Source organism: Aeromonas ichthyocola, from assembly GCF_046087985.1.
GTDB classification, from domain to species: Bacteria; Pseudomonadota; Gammaproteobacteria; order Enterobacterales; family Aeromonadaceae; genus Aeromonas; species Aeromonas rivipollensis.
The window spans coordinates 523976-541520 of record NZ_JBJSWH010000003.1; the positions used below are offsets into that span (position 1 = coordinate 523976).

At 63.0% G+C, this 17545-nt stretch carries 13 protein-coding genes and 4 tRNA genes; 10 read left to right on the forward strand and 7 right to left on the reverse strand.

The features are described 5' to 3' along the window. Positions 1–109: 109 nt before the first annotated feature. Positions 110–1630, forward strand: coding sequence for a diguanylate cyclase domain-containing protein (locus tag ACF2JD_RS11230; RefSeq protein ID WP_440987433.1), 1521 nt, complete (start codon positions 110–112; stop codon positions 1628–1630). A 54-nt stretch (positions 1631–1684) separates the two neighbouring features. On the opposite strand, the gene ACF2JD_RS11235 is transcribed toward ACF2JD_RS11230, so the two are convergent. Continuing rightward, on the reverse strand, positions 1685–2665 hold the full coding sequence (locus ACF2JD_RS11235; protein WP_440987523.1) for a helix-turn-helix domain-containing protein: 981 nt from the start codon (positions 2663–2665) through the stop codon (positions 1685–1687). 186 nt (positions 2666–2851) lie between these two features. On the opposite strand from ACF2JD_RS11235, the gene ACF2JD_RS11240 reads away from it, so the two are divergent. Further along, positions 2852–3592: an SDR family oxidoreductase gene (locus ACF2JD_RS11240; RefSeq protein WP_440987434.1), complete on the forward strand. Its 741-nt coding sequence runs from the start codon at positions 2852–2854 to the stop codon at positions 3590–3592. A gap of 61 nt (positions 3593–3653) precedes the next feature. Here ACF2JD_RS11240 and ACF2JD_RS11245 read toward each other — a convergent pair whose 3' ends face one another. Next, entirely contained in the window at positions 3654–4556 is a 903-nt protein-coding gene (locus tag ACF2JD_RS11245) for a LysR substrate-binding domain-containing protein (protein ID WP_440987435.1), read from the reverse strand. Positions 4557–4657: 101 nt separating this feature from the next. On the opposite strand from ACF2JD_RS11245, the gene ACF2JD_RS11250 reads away from it, so the two are divergent. From ACF2JD_RS11250 to ACF2JD_RS11260, 3 genes are all read left to right on the forward strand, one after another. Further along, a complete protein-coding gene (locus ACF2JD_RS11250) occupies positions 4658–5296 on the forward strand; it encodes an NAD(P)H-binding protein (RefSeq protein WP_440987436.1) in 639 nt (212 codons plus the stop codon). 405 nt (positions 5297–5701) lie between these two features. Continuing rightward, complete coding sequence (locus ACF2JD_RS11255; RefSeq protein WP_440987437.1) at positions 5702–6730, forward strand: 2-oxoglutarate and iron-dependent oxygenase domain-containing protein; 1029 nt, start codon at positions 5702–5704, stop codon at positions 6728–6730. A gap of 126 nt (positions 6731–6856) precedes the next feature. Then, positions 6857–8020 (forward strand): aminotransferase class I/II-fold pyridoxal phosphate-dependent enzyme, encoded by a 1164-nt coding sequence (locus ACF2JD_RS11260; RefSeq protein ID WP_440987438.1) that lies wholly within the window; start codon positions 6857–6859, stop codon positions 8018–8020. 117 nt (positions 8021–8137) lie between these two features. Here the strand turns inward: ACF2JD_RS11260 and folD are convergent, their stop codons facing one another. Further along, positions 8138–8995 (reverse strand): bifunctional methylenetetrahydrofolate dehydrogenase/methenyltetrahydrofolate cyclohydrolase FolD, encoded by an 858-nt coding sequence (folD, locus tag ACF2JD_RS11265; RefSeq protein WP_005326697.1) that lies wholly within the window; start codon positions 8993–8995, stop codon positions 8138–8140. Positions 8996–9198: 203 nt separating this feature from the next. On the opposite strand from folD, the gene ACF2JD_RS11270 reads away from it, so the two are divergent. The 4 genes from ACF2JD_RS11270 (at position 9199) to katG (ending at position 12361) form a co-directional block, all read left to right on the forward strand. Next, positions 9199–9275, forward strand: a tRNA-Pro gene (locus tag ACF2JD_RS11270). A gap of 36 nt (positions 9276–9311) precedes the next feature. Then, positions 9312–9388: transfer RNA gene (locus ACF2JD_RS11275), tRNA-Arg, on the forward strand. 49 nt (positions 9389–9437) lie between these two features. Then, positions 9438–9513: transfer RNA gene (locus ACF2JD_RS11280), tRNA-His, on the forward strand. Positions 9514–10183: 670 nt separating this feature from the next. Further along, a complete protein-coding gene (gene katG, locus ACF2JD_RS11285) occupies positions 10184–12361 on the forward strand; it encodes a catalase/peroxidase HPI (protein WP_440987439.1) in 2178 nt (725 codons plus the stop codon). A 585-nt stretch (positions 12362–12946) separates the two neighbouring features. Here the strand turns inward: katG and ACF2JD_RS11290 are convergent. Further along, positions 12947–13034 (reverse strand) — tRNA-Ser (locus tag ACF2JD_RS11290). A 240-nt stretch (positions 13035–13274) separates the two neighbouring features. After that, on the reverse strand, positions 13275–13730 hold the full coding sequence (locus ACF2JD_RS11295) for a type III secretion system chaperone family protein (RefSeq protein ID WP_161507131.1): 456 nt from the start codon (positions 13728–13730) through the stop codon (positions 13275–13277). A gap of 159 nt (positions 13731–13889) precedes the next feature. Between ACF2JD_RS11295 and ACF2JD_RS11300 the strand changes: the two genes are divergently transcribed. Continuing rightward, positions 13890–15227, forward strand: coding sequence for a flavohemoglobin expression-modulating QEGLA motif protein (locus ACF2JD_RS11300; RefSeq protein WP_163137843.1), 1338 nt, complete (start codon positions 13890–13892; stop codon positions 15225–15227). Between the two features lie 54 nt (positions 15228–15281). Here the strand turns inward: ACF2JD_RS11300 and ACF2JD_RS11305 are convergent, their stop codons facing one another. Both ACF2JD_RS11305 and ACF2JD_RS11310 read right to left on the reverse strand, forming a co-directional pair. Next, positions 15282–15863, reverse strand: a complete 582-nt coding sequence (locus tag ACF2JD_RS11305) for a thymidine kinase (RefSeq protein ID WP_106886613.1) — start codon at positions 15861–15863, stop codon at positions 15282–15284. 86 nt (positions 15864–15949) lie between these two features. Continuing rightward, positions 15950–17530, reverse strand: coding sequence for a Na+/H+ antiporter NhaC family protein (locus ACF2JD_RS11310; RefSeq protein WP_440987440.1), 1581 nt, complete (start codon positions 17528–17530; stop codon positions 15950–15952). Positions 17531–17545 lie beyond the last annotated feature (15 nt).

Sequence of the window (17545 nt, forward strand, 5' to 3'; positions counted from 1 at the left end):
TCATCCACACCCTTGATCCGGGTCAAGCCCTGCCGACAGGGATGGCGATAGTATGCGGCCCCTTTTATCAGTCCTGTTTGAGACGATACGAGGCCAAACGATCACGCCAATGAATGACATCATCAATAAAGATCTGCACTGTCACACCCAGCTCCACGTCTCCTTCGCCGTGATAGTGCTGACCCTGCTCACCGCCCTGGTGGGGGTCAGCTGCAGCATCCAGCGTGCGGCCGAGGTGAAGTATCACAAGGTGGCCGCCATGTTCGTGCACAACATGGCGACCCAGTTCATCGCGTTGCAATTCAAGCCGCTGGAGCACGTCCTCAACGAGACCGGCAGCTTTATTGACAAGCCCGCCCTGCAGGCCTTCCTCGGCAACGGGCACGCCCCCCTTCGCATGACCCTGATGCAAACGTTGTCCCTCACCCCCTATGTGAAAAGCATCCTGGTCGCCGATCAGCAGGGGCGTTTCAACTCTGTCCCCCACCTGCCGGTCGAGGCGGGCTTTGATGCCAGGGAGCGGCCCTGGTTCAAATCCGCTACCTCCCGCCCCCTCTTCGTCAGCTACACGGACCACTACGCCAGCAGGATTGACCAGCAGCGGACCATTTCCGTCTCCCGGCCCATAGTCGACAGGGAGGGCTTTCCCCTCGGCACCCTGGCCATGGAGCTAGATCTCGAGCAGATGAGCCACCCCCTGCGCCTGCTCAAGAGCCCCCTCAAGGGGGAGTTCTATCTCATCGCCCGTACCGGCGACACCCTGCTGCACGCCAATGTGGGCAACCTGTTTCACCGCCAGCTGGCGCCACGGCTCATCGCACAGATGACCAACGGGGCCGACCATCTCTATGACGCCGAGCACCAGACCCATGTCTACTACTACGCCTTCTCCAACCCGGACTGGTTCGCCATCTACACCGTCAGCGACGCCGAGTTCAAGGAGGCCAGCCACAGCGAATCCTATCAGTTGCAGATCGCCGTGGCGGGCTGCCTGCTGATCTGCCTGCTCTGCTGGGGCTCACTGCGCCATGCCATCAACAAGATGATCGTCGAGATCATCGCCCTGATGCGCGTCGGCCGCATCGACATGAGCAAGCCCGGAGAGCTGCTGCGCCAGGAGATCCAAAGCGCCCATCACCAGATGCAGGAGGCCGTCGCCGCCTCCAACACGGATGCCCTGACCGGCCTCTTCAATCGCCGCAGCTTCGATCAGGATCTGGCCAGCCATCTGGCTGACGGCCGTCCCTTCTCCCTCGGCATGATAGATCTGGACAACTTCAAGTCCATCAACGACCAGCTGGGGCACCTGGTGGGCGACAGCGTCCTCCAGGCCGTGGCGCAGGAAGGCGTGACGGTGGCCGACGGCCTGGCCAGGCTCTACCGGTACGGCGGGGAGGAGCTGGCCATCCTGATCCCGGGGGAAGACGAGGCCCAGGCACTGGCCCTGCTGGAGCGCTGGCGCCTGCGAGTCCTGCAGCGTCAATGGCGAGAGGCCGGGCTGGTGGTGACCTTCTCGGCGGGACTGGGGCAGTGGCGCCATGAATCGGCCGCGCAGCTGATAGCAAGGGTCGATCGGGCACTCTATCAGGCCAAGGAGGCGGGCAAGAATCGGGTTCACCCTGCGGGCTGACGGGGCTGGCCGCCTGAGATCATGCAGGCGGCATGAGGGGTCCCGTTGCCGAGCCTAGCGGGGCGCTATGGGCAGCCAGTACTCCATGGAAGCATCGGGCTGCTGGCCGTCAAAGCCCGGGGCATAGCGCTCCAGCTCGAAGCCATCCAGCCCGCGATAGCTGGAAGAGGGCAGCCAGTGCAGGATGAACCAGTTGAGGCACTGCCCAAGCGTATCGATGGGGCCCAGGTGGCTGAGCACGGCGTACTCCTGTGCCGGTACCCTGAGGCGCGCCAGCCCTGGGCCCGGCTCACTCCCCTCCTCTGCCGCCACCCCGGCCCAGTAAGGCAGCCGCTCCCCCGCCCCCGACACGTCCACCACCCCTATCAGCTCGCTGGAGGACAGGCGTCCCCCCGCCTCGCGCCAGGCGCCCCAGATGGCGGGCACCGTCTGCTGAAAATCGGGCGCCTTCGCAAAGAGGCCCCGGATCTCCCCCCTGACGCCGTGCAGGGTGAACCCAGGCCGGCTCTCCACCCGCACCTGCACCAGTCTGGGGGGACTGGCCAGGGACATGGGGACCCGAACCAGGGGGGTACGTAGCCCCAGCCGCAGGCCCCGCTTGCGATAGGCCAGGGGGGAGCAGCCAAAGTGCTGCTTGAAGGCCCGGCTGAAGCTGACTTCCGAGCCAAAACCGTGGTTCAGCGCCAGATCCAGCACCCGCTGACGGCTCGAGAGCAGCGCCTCCGCCGCCAGGCTCAGCTTCAACTCGCGCACATAGTGGGCCACCGTCTGGCCGGTCTCGTGCAAGAAGACCCGCTGCAACTGCCAGCGCGACCAGCAGCTCTGCTCGGCCAGCTGCTCCAGCGACAGGGGTTGATCCAGGTGGGCGTGAATGTAGTCGAGCACTCGCTCGATGCGGGTGAAATGGGGGCGCGTCCGTGGCGCCGGGTCTGGGAAAGCGAGGGAGCTTGTCATGCTGTGGTCGGGCTCTGTGCCGGCGAAGGGGCGCATTCGCCCAAGTGGCCACATTAAACATGGCCGCCGTGCCGGGGGCAAGCCTTGTGCGGCCCCGGCAACCCCGGCGTCTGGCCGCTGCCGGCCCGGCTTCCCCTCGCGAGCCCCCTCCCCCAGGCGCCCCCCTGTCACAAAAGTGACGCCTTTCCCTGCCACATTGTTTGCAAACAATGTTGTCAATTGCCCCCAGGGGCACAGTTCAACTCGTGATATGCAGGGAGAGCCAAGATGAAGAAGATTGCCTTGATCACCGGAGCCCGGGGCGGCATCGGATCCGCCATCACCACCGCCTTGCTGGCCCAGGGGTATCGCATCATCGCCACCCACTCCAGCGTCAACAGCGTGGCGGCCCACGACTGGTACGCAGAGCAGGGCTATCACCAGGATAAGGTGCGGCTGCTGGCGCTGGACGTGGCCGACACCGCCATGTGCCGCGAGACCCTGGGCCGCCTGTTGCAGGAGGAGGGCCGGGTGGACGTGCTGGTCAACAACGCTGGCATCACCCGAGATGGCGCCTTCAAGCGGATGGCGCCAGATCAGTGGTTCGAGGTGATCCACACCAACCTGTGCAGCCTCTACAACGTGACCCAGCCGCTGTTCGACGCCATGTGCGAGCAGCGCGATGCCCGCATCATCAACATCTCCTCGGTCAACGGCCAGAAGGGGCAGTTCGGTCAGGTCAACTACTCGGCGGCCAAGGCGGGCATGCTGGGCTTCACCAAGGCGCTGGCGGCGGAAGGGGCCCTCTTCGGGGTCACGGTCAACGCCATCGCCCCCGGCTACACCGCCACCCCCATGGTGGCGGCGATCCGCACCGACATCCTCGACAGCATCAAGGCCGACATCCCCATGCGCCGCCTCGCCAAACCCGAGGAGATAGCCGCCGCCGTGGCCTTCCTCGCCAGCGAAGCGGGGGCCTATATCACAGGGGAGACCCTGGCCATCAACGGCGGCCTCTATATGAAGTAGCGCGGGACAAGCGGGGCCCACAGGGGGCAGCCAACGGGCTGCCCTCTGCTTTTGGTCGGTGCTACAAGGGGCGCGCCGTCCCCCCTGGCTCGGCGAAATGGCTGCGCAGGGCGGTGATCACCCGCCGCACCTTCTCGGGGATCTCCCGCTGGGGAGTGATGGCGTGGATCTCCATGGGCGGCACCCGAAAGCCTGGCAGCAGTTCCAGCAGGCGGCCCTGGGCGAGATCCTCGCCAACCTCCCCCTCGGGTTGCAGGGAGATCCCCTGCCCCGCCAGGGCAAACTGGCGCAGGGGCAGGACGTTGTTGCAGAGCACCCTGGGTTTGAACCTCACCCTGTGCTCGCCCCCTCGCTCGTCAAGGAGCAGCAAGCCACTCCCCAGCATGTCGCCACTGAGCCAGTCGTGAGTCGCCAGATCGGCGGGGGTGCGCGGCGTCCCCTTGCGCGCCAGGTAGGCGGGGGCGGCGCACAGCAGCATCCGGGTCTGGCCCAGCTTGCGGGCCACCAGGGTGGAGTCCGGCAGGGTGCCGACCCGCAGCGCCACGTCGATGCGCTCGGCAATGAGATCCCGCTTCTCGTCGTCGGCGATGATCTGGATACAGAGTCCCGCATGAGCCTGCAACAGGGGTGACAAGGCCAGCGCCAGCGGCTGGCCCGCCATGCCCACGGGCGCGGTGATCCGCACCTCCCCGAGCAGGCTGTCGCGCACTTCCGAGAGGCGCAGCTCGGTCTGGTTGAGGGTCTGTTGCAGAGACTGGCACCCCTGCCACACCACCTCCCCCGCCTCGGTCAGGCTGAGGCGGCGGGTGGAGCGATGGAGCAGGGTGAGACCGAGCAGGCTCTCTAGCTGGCCTATATGCTGGCTGACCGCGGAGGGGGTCATGCCGAGGGCCTTGGCGGCCCCCGTCATGGTGCCCGCCTCCACCACAGCGGCGAAGATGGCGTAACGTCTGAGCTGATCCATTATTAAATCCAGCTTACAAGTGAATGCAATTTACAGGTGATTATTAAATCACATCCGGGGGCGTAGGATAGCCTCATTCCCACAGTGAAGGAGACGTCTCCATGAAAATTGCCCTCATAGGTGCCAGCGGTTTTGTCGGTTCAGCCATCCTCAATGAGGCCGTCAGCCGTGGCCACAGCGTCACCGCCATAGTTCGCGACACAAGCAAAGTCGCCCCCCACCCGCAGATCACCACAGTGGCGGTAGATGCCCAGGACCCGCAGGCGCTGGCCGACGTGCTCAGGGGGCAGGATAGGGTGATCAGCGCCTACAACCCGGGCTGGAGTGCACCGGACATCTACGACCAGTACCTCAAGGGCGCCAGCGCCATAGTCGAGGCAGCCAAAGCCGCCCACAGCTGGTTGCTGGTGGTCGGTGGTGCCGGCAGCCTGGAGATAGCCCCCGGCGTGCAGCTGGTGGATACCCCGGACTTCCCGGCCGAGTGGAAGCAAGGGGCGCTTGCGGCCCGCGACGGTCTCACCGCCCTGCGCCGCGAAGCCGCCCTCGACTGGCGTTTCGTCTCCCCGCCGGTGTTCCTCGAACCCGGCGAGAAGCGCGGCGGCTACCGTCTCGGGGGCGATCAGGTGCTCTTTAGCGGCGACAAGCCTGCCGGGATCACGGTCGGGGATCTGGCGAACGCTGTGCTCAACGAAGCGGAACAACCGGCTCACCTGCGCCAGCGCTTCACCCTGGGTTACTGAAGAGGCTGACCGGGGCGCACCGAGCGGGCGCTAGCCCTCAATCCTCTGCGCCCCACCAACAAAGGGGAGGCTGATGCCTCCCCTTTGTTCATTCGCCTCCCACGGGTACTGCGCCTTCCCTGCCCCTGACCCCAGGAGGATTCAGGGGCAAGGCGATCGGCAGGGGCGCATTTTCTCCGTGCAATCGACAGGCTGCCCCAAAGGGATCGAATTCTATTTCGACTTTTGTATATAACTAAGAATATTTTGTTGCTTCCACCTTATAACCCCGAACAGTAGCATCCCCCTCAACCCAAATGGTGCCATCGTGAGCCACGGACCCCGACTCCTGCCACGAACCACACCGCCGTCTTTGTACCGGAGCCTCGGGACTGCACCCGACATCCGGCAAGTGAGGAGATGCACATGGAACATTCATCACTGCCCATCATCGACTATGCCGCGATCAATGGCACCCCCGAGGAGCGTCGCCAGATGCTGGCCAAGCTTGGCCGGGCGGCCCGCGACATCGGCTTCTTCTATCTGACAGGCCATGGTCTGAGCGAGGCGGAGCAACGGGAGACACTGGCGCTGGCGGCCCGCTTCTTCGCCCTGCCCCTGCAGGAGAAGCTGGCGGTGCAGATGGTGCACTCCCCCCACTTTCGTGGCTACAACCTGGTGGGGGCCGAGCTCACCCGGGAGCGGCCGGACAGGCGGGAGCAGTTCGACATCATGAACGAGGAGCAGGCCCTCCCCCTGGCGCAGACCGGCAAACCCTGGCAGCGGCTCACAGGCCCCAACCAGTGGCCCACGGCCCTGCCCGAGATGAAGACGCAACTGCTGGACTGGCAGGAGCGGCTGAGCGATATCACCCTCACCCTGCTCGCCGCCTTTGCCGAGGTGCTGGAGCAACCGGCCGGGGTGTTCGACGAGAGCATCCAGGGTGCCCCCTATCAGCACATGAAGCTCATTCACTACCCGGGACGGGAAGCGGGAGGCAGCGGCCAGGGGGTCGGCGCCCACAAGGATCCCGGCTACCTGACCCTGGTGATGCAGGACGATCACTCGGGGCTAGAGGTGGAGACGGCGCACGGCTGGATTTCCGCACCGCCCCTGCCCGGCGCCCTGGTGGTCAACATAGGCGAGCTGCTGGAGCTTGCCTCCAACGGCTACCTCAAGGCGACCCTGCACCGGGTGCAGAGCCCGCCCCCCGGAGTCTCGCGTCTCTCCTGCGCCTTCTTCATGGCGGCGAGACTCGATGCCACAGTGCCGCTGCTGTCACTCTCCCCCGAGCTGGCGGCGCAGGCACAAGGGCCCGAGAGCGACCCGACCAACCCCCTCTTCTATCAGGTGGGGGAGAACGTGCTCAAGGGCAGGCTGCGCTCTCATCCCGATGTGGCGGCGCGCCACTATGCTCAGCAACACAGGGTAGCGCAGGAGCCGGTACCGGCCTGACGCCATCAAGGGGGATGGCAACAAGCCGCCATCCCGACCACAGGAGAGGGGCGCCAGTGAGGCCCCCTCCACAGATTTCCACACCAGAACAACAACGCCATAGCCTGGCGACCACGGAGCAAAACGATGAAATTCAAGACCATGAGCGTGCACAGCGGCCAGCGGATCGATCCCCAGACCGGCGCCCTCACCACACCGCTCTACCAGAGCAGCACCTTCAGCTACGTCAATGCCCAGGCGGGCAAGGAGCGCTTTGCAGGCCAGGCCCCGGGCTTTATCTACAGCCGCTTCGGCAACCCCACCACCGCCGAACTGGAGCTGAAGCTGGCGGCCCTTGAGGGCGCCGACGAGGCGCTGGTGGTGGCGAGCGGCATGGCGGCGGTGAGCGCCATCCTCTATGCCCTGGCCAGCAGCGGAGATGAAGTGGCATATGTCGGCCCCCTCTACGGCGGCACCGATGCGTTTCTCAAGCAGACCTTCAGCCGGGCCGGCATCACCATCACAGGTTACGACAGCGATCAGGATCTGCTGGCCAACATCAACCCCGCCACCAAGGTGATCCTGTTCGAGACCCTGACCAACCCCACCCTCAAGGTGGTGGATCCCCGGGTAGTGGTGGAAGCGGCCCGCAAGGTCGGTGCCATCAGCGTCTGCGACAATACCTTCCTCACCCCCTATCTGCTGCGCCCGCTGGAGCTGGGCATCGATCTGGTGATGCACAGCGGCACCAAGTACCTGGGCGGCCACGGCGACATCATCGCCGGTGTGGTGGCCGGCTCCCACGCGCTGATGAAGTCGGTACGCACCGTGGCCCTCAAGCACATAGGCTCCCCCATTGGGCCACAGGAGGCCTACCTGCTGCAGCGCGGTGTCAAGACCCTGCCCCTGCGCATGGATGCCCACCTGCACAATGCCCAGAAGGTGGCAGACTTCCTCGCCGCCCACCCGGCGGTGAAGAAGGTGATCTATCCGGGGCTCGCCAGCCACCCGGGCCACGACGCCCTTGGCGCCTTCGCCAGCGGCTTTGGCGGCATGGTGAGCATAGAGCTGGAAGGGGGCTTCGCGCGCTGCGCCACCCTGCTCGACAACCTGCAGCTGTTCGTGCAGGCGGTGAGCCTCGGGGATCTCGAGAGCCTGGCCTGCCATCCGGCCAGCACCACCCACGCCGCCATGGACGAGGCGAGCCGCCTCGCGGCCGGGGTCAACGACGATCTCATCCGCTTCAGCATCGGAGTGGAAGACGCCGATGATCTCATCGCCGATCTGGCGGCGGCGCTGGCCCTGATCTGACAAGGCCGCCTCTGCCCAATCGCCTCGGCAGAGCATCACGTCCGACCAGCAATAAAAAAGGGAAGGCCAGGCCTTCCCTTTCTCTCATCCATTCCCTAGTGCGGGAAGGGGCCCTGCTCAGGCGTCGTGATAATCCTGGCAGGCGCTCAGGGTGTTCTCCATCAGGCTGGCCACCGTCATGGGTCCCACGCCACCGGGAACAGGGGTGATGAAGGCGGCGTGATTGCGCGCCGTCTCAAACTCCACGTCCCCCACCAGGGAGCCGTCGGCCAGGCGGTTGATCCCCACGTCGATCACCAGGGCGCCGGGCTTGACCCACTCCCCCGGGATGAAGTTCGGCTTGCCCACCGCCACCACCAGCAGATCGGCACGGCGCACCTGGGCCTCCAGATCCTGGGTGAAGCGATGGCAGGTCGTGGTGGTGCAACCCGCCAGCAGCAGCTCCAGCGTCATCGGGCGCCCGACTATGTTGGAGGCACCGACCACCACAGCATGCAGACCGTGGGTCTTGACGCCGGTCGCCTCGATCAGGGTCATGATCCCCTTGGGGGTGCAGGGACGCAGCGCCGGGATGCGCTGGGCCAGACGACCCACGTTGTAGGGGTGGAAACCATCCACATCCTTGTCGGGACGAATGCGCTCCAGCACCTGGGTGGTGTCGCAATGAGCCGGCAGGGGCAGTTGCACCAGGATGCCGTCCACCTCCGCATCCTCATTGAGCCGGTCGATCAGGGCCAGCAACTCTTCCTGGGTCGCATTGGCGCTGAGATCATAGGAGCGGGAGACAAACCCCACCTCTTCACAGGCACGACGCTTGCTGCCCACATAGACCTGGGACGCCGGATCCAGCCCCACCAGGATCACCGCCAGACCCGGTGCCCGCTTGCCCAGTGCCAACCGCTGTTGGACTTGTTCGGCGACCTGATTGCGAATCGTTTGCGCAACCTGTTTTCCATCAATGATTTTGGCAGACATCGTTCTTCACTCACCATGTGTTCAACTGCCGCGCATTGTCGCATTTTTTTGGCGCAGGTGTTAGCGGCTCTCGCCTGGCGGGCAATAAGTAGGCATTTGAATTTACTGGCGGAAAAAGTCATTGACGCTGACTTTGACGCTTGGGTATGATGCCCGCCCGTTGCCCAGTCGTACCGCCCCCGGTATGCTGGACGATGAGATTTCGGTGATTAGCGCAGCCCGGTAGCGCATCTGGTTTGGGACCAGAGGGTCAAAGGTTCGAATCCTTTATCACCGACCAGGTTCATCGAGACGTCTTTTGACGGCTCGATACAGAGCGCCCTTAGCTCAGTCGGATAGAGCAACGGCCTTCTAAGCCGTGGGTCGCAGGTTCGAATCCTGCAGGGCGCGCCATTAATGTGACTCTTCCCTCGAAGAGGAGCATTGAGGGCAGATTTCAGTGGTGGCTGTAGCTCAGTTGGTAGAGTCCCGGATTGTGATTCCGGTTGTCGTGGGTTCGAGCCCCATCAGCCACCCCATTATTGTCTGTTCGTGCTGGATCAAGCCGACAGGGGCAAGCCTGACTTGCCATGAACCGGGCATCTGATGCCCTCATCAAAACCGGCCCTGCGCCGGTTTTTTTGTGCCTGCGTTCCAGACTCACCGCCTGCCCCGAGCGCTCTGCTTCCTCTTATATTCTCTTTGTTCCCCCTGCTCCCTCACGCTTGTCTCTTTGCTGGTCGGTCAGCGTCACGCCAGCCCGCCGCGTTGCCACATCGCCCGGCCGGATCACAGAAATGATCGGAGCCATCACGGCCCCCAGCTGTATCCCTGCTCACCATGATGCAGCGCAAGCTTAAATGCTGATGGCCGTGATATGGATAAAAACCAGACAAATGCCTTGCCAGCTTCCCTCATCAAGGGCGAGCAACCCCTCGCGCCCAGGCAGCGCTATCACGCGTGGCCGCCGCGCCTGACACCAGGAGAAGACAGGCAGAACGTAAATAGATTGTTAAACTAGATGGTCGTGATTCATCTTTTCGTAATCAGCTCACTGCACAATAACGCAATGAATTGAAAATAAAGGAGTTATTGATAAGGACCCGATCAACAGCAGACGGCTCCCCTGCCATGACCCCACACAGCGCAGTGGAAATCTTCCCATACTAAGTTGTCAGCAATGTACATGCCCTCCAAGGAGAGACTGAGATGAGTGAAGAAAGCAAATGCCCCTTCAACCACACCGCCGGCGTCGGCAGAACCAATCGTGATTGGTGGCCGAATCAGTTGCGGCTGGATCTGCTGCACCAGCATTCCCCCAGCTCCGATCCCATGGACAAAGATTTCAACTATGCCGAGGCATTCAACAGCCTCGACTACAAGGCACTCAAGAAAGACCTGGTCAAGCTGATGACAGACTCCCAGGAGTGGTGGCCGGCGGACTTCGGTCACTACGGTCCCCAGTTCATCCGCATGACCTGGCACGCCGCAGGCACCTATCGCATCACGGATGGTCGTGGCGGTGGCGGTCGTGGCCAACAACGCTTCGCCCCCCTCAACAGCTGGCCCGACAACGTCAACATCGACAAGTCCCGCCGCCTGCTCTGGCCCATCAAGCAGAAGTACGGCAACAAGATTTCCTGGGCCGATCTGCTGATCCTCGCCGGCAACGTCGCGCTGGAGTCCATGGGCTTTAGAACCTTCGGATTTGGTGGCGGCCGCCCGGATGTGTGGGAGCCGGATCAGGACGTCAACTGGGGTGATGAAATAGCCTGGCTCGGGGTCGACCCCGATCGGGTCAAGGGCGATCGTGAGCTCGCGGCACCCTTTGGGGCCACCCATATGGGGCTGATCTACGTCAACCCCGAAGGCCCCAATGCCAGCGGCGACTACATGGAGGCAGCCAAAGACATCCGCTCCACCTTCGGCCGCATGGCCATGAATGACGAAGAGACGGTCGCCCTCATTGCCGGTGGCCACACCTTCGGCAAGGCCCACGGCGCCGCCCCCGAGTCCCACAAGGGGCCCGAGCCGGAGGCTGCGCCCCTCGAAGCCCAGGGCCTGGGCTGGATGAGCGACTATGGCAGCGGCCATGGCAAAGATACCGTCTCCAGCGGTCTCGAGGTGACCTGGACCAAGACCCCTGCCCTGTGGAGCAACAACTTCTTCGAGAACCTGTTCAAGTACGAATGGGAGCTGACCAAGTCACCGGCGGGCGCCAAACAGTGGGTGGCCAAGGATGCACCGGAGATCATTCCCGATGCGCATATCCCGGGCAAGTTCCACAAGCCGACCATGCTGACCACCGACCTGACCCTGCGCTTTGATCCAGCATTCGGCAAGATCTCCCGCCACTTCTACGAGGATCCCCAGGCCTTCGCCGATGCCTTTGCCCGCGCCTGGTACAAGCTGACCCACAGGGACATGGGCCCCATCGCACGCTACCTGGGGCCGGAAGTGCCCAGCGAGGAGCTGATCTGGCAAGACCCCATCCCCGCCGTCAATCACCCCCTGGTCGATGACAAGGACCTGGCCGTCCTCAAGGAGAAGATCCTCGCCTCCTCCCTGACCGTCGCCGAGCTGGCATCGACCGCCTGGGCCTCTGCCGCCACCTTCCGCGGCTCTGACAAGCGGGGCGGCGCCAACGGGGCGCGCATCCGGCTAGCCCCGCAAAAAGAGTGGGCAGCCAACCAACCGGCACAGCTGGCCAAGGTGCTCAAGACCCTAGAAGGCATCCAGCAGGGGTTCAACGCCTCAGCCACCGGTGGCAAACAGGTATCCCTCGCCGATCTGATCGTGCTGGCCGGCGGCGTCGGTGTCGAGCAGGCGGCCAAACTGGCGGGCGTCACTGTGACTGTGCCCTTCGCACCGGGCCGCATGGACGCCTCCCAGGCGCAGACGGATGTCGACTCCTTTGCCGTGCTCGAACCCCTCGCCGACGGTTTTCGCAACTATCTGGGCGGTGACTACGCAGAGCTCTCGGAAGCCATGCTGGTGGACAAGGCCCAGTTGCTGACTCTCAGCGCCCCCGAGATGACGGTGCTGATCGGTGGCATGCGCGTGCTCGGCACCAACACCGGCAACTGCCACGGGGTGTTTACCGCAACGCCGGGGGCCCTCTCCAACGACTTCTTCGTCAACCTGCTCGACATGGGCACTGAGTGGAAACCGGCGGCAGGAGCCAAGGGCATCTACGAGGGGAGTGATCGCAAGACGGGCAAGGTCAAGTGGACCGGCACCCGCGTCGATCTGCTGTTCGGCTCTAACTCCCAGTTGCGGGCGCTGGCCGAGGTGTATGCCAGTGCGGACGGGAAAGAGAAGTTCGTGAAGGACTTCGTGGCGGCCTGGACCAAGGTGATGAACCTGGATCGCTTCGATCTCGCCTGAGGCTCACTCCCTGCATGCCGCCAGGCCTGCTTCAAGGGAAATGCGTGAGAGATGACCGGGCACCACAAGACAAAAACCCGACCATGAGGTCGGGTTTTTATGTTGGCGGCGGGTCTGGATTTAACCGGACCATCATGTCCCCTTGTCGAACCAGGGTTAGAACCGAGCCGCCCATCACCGGATAAAGTAAAAGGGCCTGTCTTGCGACAGGCCCTTTTACTTTATTTGGCGGTGAGGGAGGGGATGATTCGAACCCTCGATACGTGGCTCACCCCTTCGGGGCGGCCGTTGGCCGTTCATCGCACCAAGCTGCTCTGCTCGAACCCGGCGAGGGTTCTCACCCTCCCTCCATGGGCATCAGTTTTTGCTGCGCCACCAGATGCAAAAAACCGACCCTGAGGTCGGTTTTCAATTTGGCGGTGGGTCGGGATTGACTCGCGCCATCCCTGGCGCTCGCCCTGCGGGCAGCCTGCGGCTGTCCAAGGGGGCTGTCCTGCCCCCTTGTCGAACCAGGGTTAGAACCGAGCCGCCCATCACCGGATAAAGTAAAAGGGCCTGTCTTGCGACAGGCCCTTTTACTTTATTTGGCGGTGAGGGAGGGATTCGAACCCTCGATACGTTGCCGTATACACACTTTCCAGGCGTGCTCCTTCAGCCACTCGGACACCTCACCAAATTGTTTCAGTCATCTGCCTGCGGCTTGCGTAGCACGCGCTGCGTGCTTTCTTGCCGATTTCATCGGCTGGCAGCCACTTGGGCACATCACCAAATTTTGGTCTGTGGTTTAACGTGTTCAGCCAACACGACATTCGCGGAGCTATTGCGCCGGAACGGGGCGTAATTTAGGGGAAAGCCCCGCCGGCGTCAACGGCTTTTTGGCTGCCGCGAACCGTTCGCACATTAAACGCGCAACTCAGTGCACAGATTCCGGTGCGACCTGGATCTCCGGCAGATTGAGGAAGCCGAGGCGTTCACATTCGGAAACCACTTCATGGGTCGCAGCCGTGGTGCTCTCGACGAACAGCAGGAACTGCTCGACGGAGAGACCCGCCTTGGTGAAGACGGTGTGGCCCACGACGAGGCGCGGCAGGTTGTCATCTATGATGTCGAGGAACACCTTGAGGGACGGGTATTGCATGTTGAGACGACCCAGCTCGGCCACCAGGGGCAGCAGCGATGAGGGGCGTACCTCCAGCTCGGATGAAAACAGCAACCCTTCCTCTTCCACGAAGATCCGGCTCTCCTGGATGCCCTCGACGGACTGCAGGGAGACCATGTGGATGCCGTGGCACTGATCGCACACATAGTGCTCGATCCGGGCCTGCTGCAGCCAACGCATTATCATTTCAGAGCTGGGGATATTCATCATTTTCACGAACACAATAAGGATCAAGGGGCGCAGTCTAAACCAATTTTCCGACAACCAAAAGCGCACAGGCGGGATCACTCCTGGTCTCGCTTCTTTTTGGCAAGCGCTATGCATATACTCAGCCATTCTCGTACCGCACTCGCCTCCACAGAAGGCCCGATGACCATCCAAGAAAAGTATCGCCTGCATCTGAAATCCCTCTCGGATGAACTGCTCGCCCTGCAAAAACCCATTCGCATCCTGGATGCCATCAAGTGGCCCCGCCACCTGCAGACCGAGTTTCTTGCCAAGGGCGGACGAGCGCTGCCCGCCATCGATGCCGACTTCTATCAGGCCCTCCCCCTCGATTTCGATCCCCGCAACAAATACCTGGAGCTCAAGGAGCTGAGGGACAGGATCCGCAGAAAGCTGGGGCCGCAGGATGATCTTGGCCGGATACTGCAAGAGACGGTGGATCAGTACATGGTGGTGATCGAGATGCTGCGCCAGCGCGGGCAGCCGGACTTTCAGCGCTACAGCCAGTTGCTCTACGGCTCGGCGAGCGATCACCTGCGCGGGGATCGCAAGACCCTGAAAGAGCTGGGAGCCCGGCTGTGCGACATCTTCTCCCTGCCTGGCGCCCGCCATCTGGTGCGCCCCTACCCCAAGGAGTTCGAGGGGGAAGCCGCGGTGGCCAAACTGCAGGGCAAGCTGTCGAACTACTTCAGCGACGGCACAGTGCAGGTCAAGCTGAGCGATGGCATCGTCTCCGATGCCGCCGCCGGGGGGGATTACATCAAGCTGAGCTCCCACGCCCGCTTCTCCGAGCTGGACTTGCAGGTATTGGAGGTGCACGAGGGCTGGGTGCACGTCGGCACCACCCTCAACGGCCGCCAGCAATCCTATGCCACCTGGCTGGGTGCCGGCTCGCCGCGCATCACCGCCTGCCAGGAGGGGCTGGCTGTGCTCATCGAGACCCTCACCTTCAGCTCCTTCCCGGACAGGGCCAAGCGCATCTCGGATCGGGTGATGGCCATCGACATGGCGGAGCGCGGCGCCGACTTCATCGAGGTGTTCCGCCACTTCGTCGAGAAGGGGGCCAGCGAGCACGATGCCTACAAGATCACCCAGCGGGTGTTTAGGGGCGGCATGGTCGAGGGAGGCGCCTGCTTCACCAAGGATCTCTCCTACGTGAGAGGCTATGTGGAGACGGTCAACTTCATCCGCAGCGCCGTGCTGGAAGGGGTGCCGGAGATCCTGCCCATGCTGTTCGTCGGCAAGGTGACCCTGGACGACATCCCTGTACTCTATCAGCACTATCTGGAGGGGCTCATCGATGCCCCCCGCTACCTGCCCCCCATGTTTCGCGATCTCACCGGCCTCTACGTCTGGTTCGGCTTCGCCTCCGGCATGTCGCTCATCGACATCGGCCGGGTACAGCAGCATTTTCGCCAGCTGTTCCACCGCCTGCCGGTGGCCGACCCCATCATAGCGCCGGTGGACATAGAGATAGACTGAGCCCTTCGTCGACAAAAAAGGGCACCCGTGAGGCGCCCTTCTTCATGCTGTGGCTTACTTGTAAGCCCGCCCTTCCAGATAGTGCTTGCGGCAGAGCGACACATAGCGGTCGTTGCCCCCTATCTCCACCTGCTCGCCGTCACGCATTACCAACCCGGCTTCGTTCACCCGGGAGTTCATGTGTGCCTTGTTGCCACACCAGCAGATGCTCTTGAGTTCCTCGAACTTGTCGGCCAGACAGAGCAGGTGGTAGGAGCCGGGGAACAGCTCGCCGCGAAAATCTGTCTTGAGGCCGTAGGCCATGACCGGGATCTTGAGCTCATCGACGATACGGGCCAGCTGATACACCTGCTCGCGGGTCAGGAACTGCGCCTCGTCGACGATGAACACATCGATCTTCTTCTCGCCGTGGCGCGCCTTGACCATCTCGAACAGATCGCAGCTGTCACTGAACACTTCCACTTTCAGCTCCAGACCCACTCTGGCGCGGATCACCCCGACCCCGAAGCGGTCGTCGATGACCGGCGTCATGGCCAGCGGATTCATGCCGCGCTCCAGATAGTTGAAATGCGCCTGGATGAGCTGGGTCGACTTGCCCGAGTTCATGGTGGCAAATTTGTAGTGCAGTGAAGCCATGGTACTGTTCCGAAACTGAATTTATGGGGCGCATGCTAACCAAAGCCCCTGCCAAAACCAAGGGGCCCGTGGGCCCCTTGTTTTATTTATGCAACCGCCAGGTCTCGCTGGAGCCGCGCTTTACGCAAATGGTAACCGGAGAAGATGATGAACCAGAGCCCGCTGACGGTGAAACCCGCCAGCACAGAGTGCATCATCCCCATCACCAGGTAACCGAGGGCGGCACCGAAGGCGATGGCGAGCGCATAGGGCAGCTGGGTCATCACGTGATCGATGTGATGGCAGCCGGCACCTGTGGCCGACAGGATGCTGGTGCTGGAGATGGGCGAGCTGTGATCACCGAACACAGAGCCCGCCAGCACGGCAGCCAGCATCGGCAGCATCAGGCTGATGTCGCTGGCGGCTGCCATGTCACCGGCGAGCGGCAGCATGATACCGAAGGTGCCCCAGCTGGTCCCCGTGGCAAAGGCCATGGCACAGGAGAGGATGAAGACCACTGCCGGCAGCACTTCGATCGGCAGGTTGCCGTTGGCCATGGAGGCCAGGTACTTGCCGGTCTCCACGTCGCGCACCACGGCGCCTATGGTCCAGGCGAACAGCAGTATGTTGATGGCGGGCAGCATGGCCATGATCCCCTGGGGGGCCGCCTTCATCCAGTTCTTGGCACCCAGCTTGAGGCGCATGGCCAGACCGATGGAGACCACCAGGCTGCACAGGGCGCCATAGACCAGGGAGGAGCCGACATTGGTATTCTCGAACGAGCCGAGCACGCTGAACGGCAGGCCTTTGCCGACCAGCACGGCGGCGCCGGAATCTATCATGAAGTAGACGGTCGCCAGGGTCAGGGTCAGGATCGGCAGCACCATGTCGATCATGCCGCCATTGCTCTCCTCCGGAGACTCCATGTCCAGGCCGATGGGACGGCCCTTGGACTCATCCCACAGCTTGCCTTCCAGCGCCCACTGTTCGTGTTGACGCATGGAGCCGATGTCGAGCTGGAAGGCGATCACCACCAGCACCATGATCAGGGTGAAGACCGCATAGAGGTTCATCGGGATCATCTCGACGAAGGCGGAGATGGGGCTCTGCTCGGTCAGGCCATGGGCCGCCATTATGCCGCCCACCAGGGCGATGATGTAAGCGCCCCAGGAGGAGATGGGCATCAGCACGCAGACCGGCGCCGCGGTGGAGTCCAGCAGATAGGCCAGCTTGGCACGGGAGATCTGGAAGCGATCGGTGACCGGACGGCAGATGGCCCCCACCGACAGACTGTGGAAGAAGTCATCGATGAAGAAGGCGAAGACCATCATGCCGGTGAGGGCCTTGGCCCCCTTGCGGGTCTTGGCGCGGCGCGCCGCCCACTCGGCGAAGGCCCGGGTCGCCCCGGAAACGCTCATCAGGCTGATGAGGCCCCCCAGCAGCAACATGAACAGGATCATGTTGACGTTGTCCCGGTTGATCGCACCGTCGACCCAGAAGATCTTGAGCACGGTGTTCAACATGTAATGCAGGGAATCGAGGGGGGAGAACTGGTTTAGCAACAGACTGCCGGCCACAATACCAACCCCCAGCGACACCAGGACGCGGCGGGTGATGATCGCAAGGGCGACGGCCAACAAGGGGGGAACGACGGACCAACCGGAGTCGGCGTAATGAACGATGTCCATGATCTCTTTGCACCT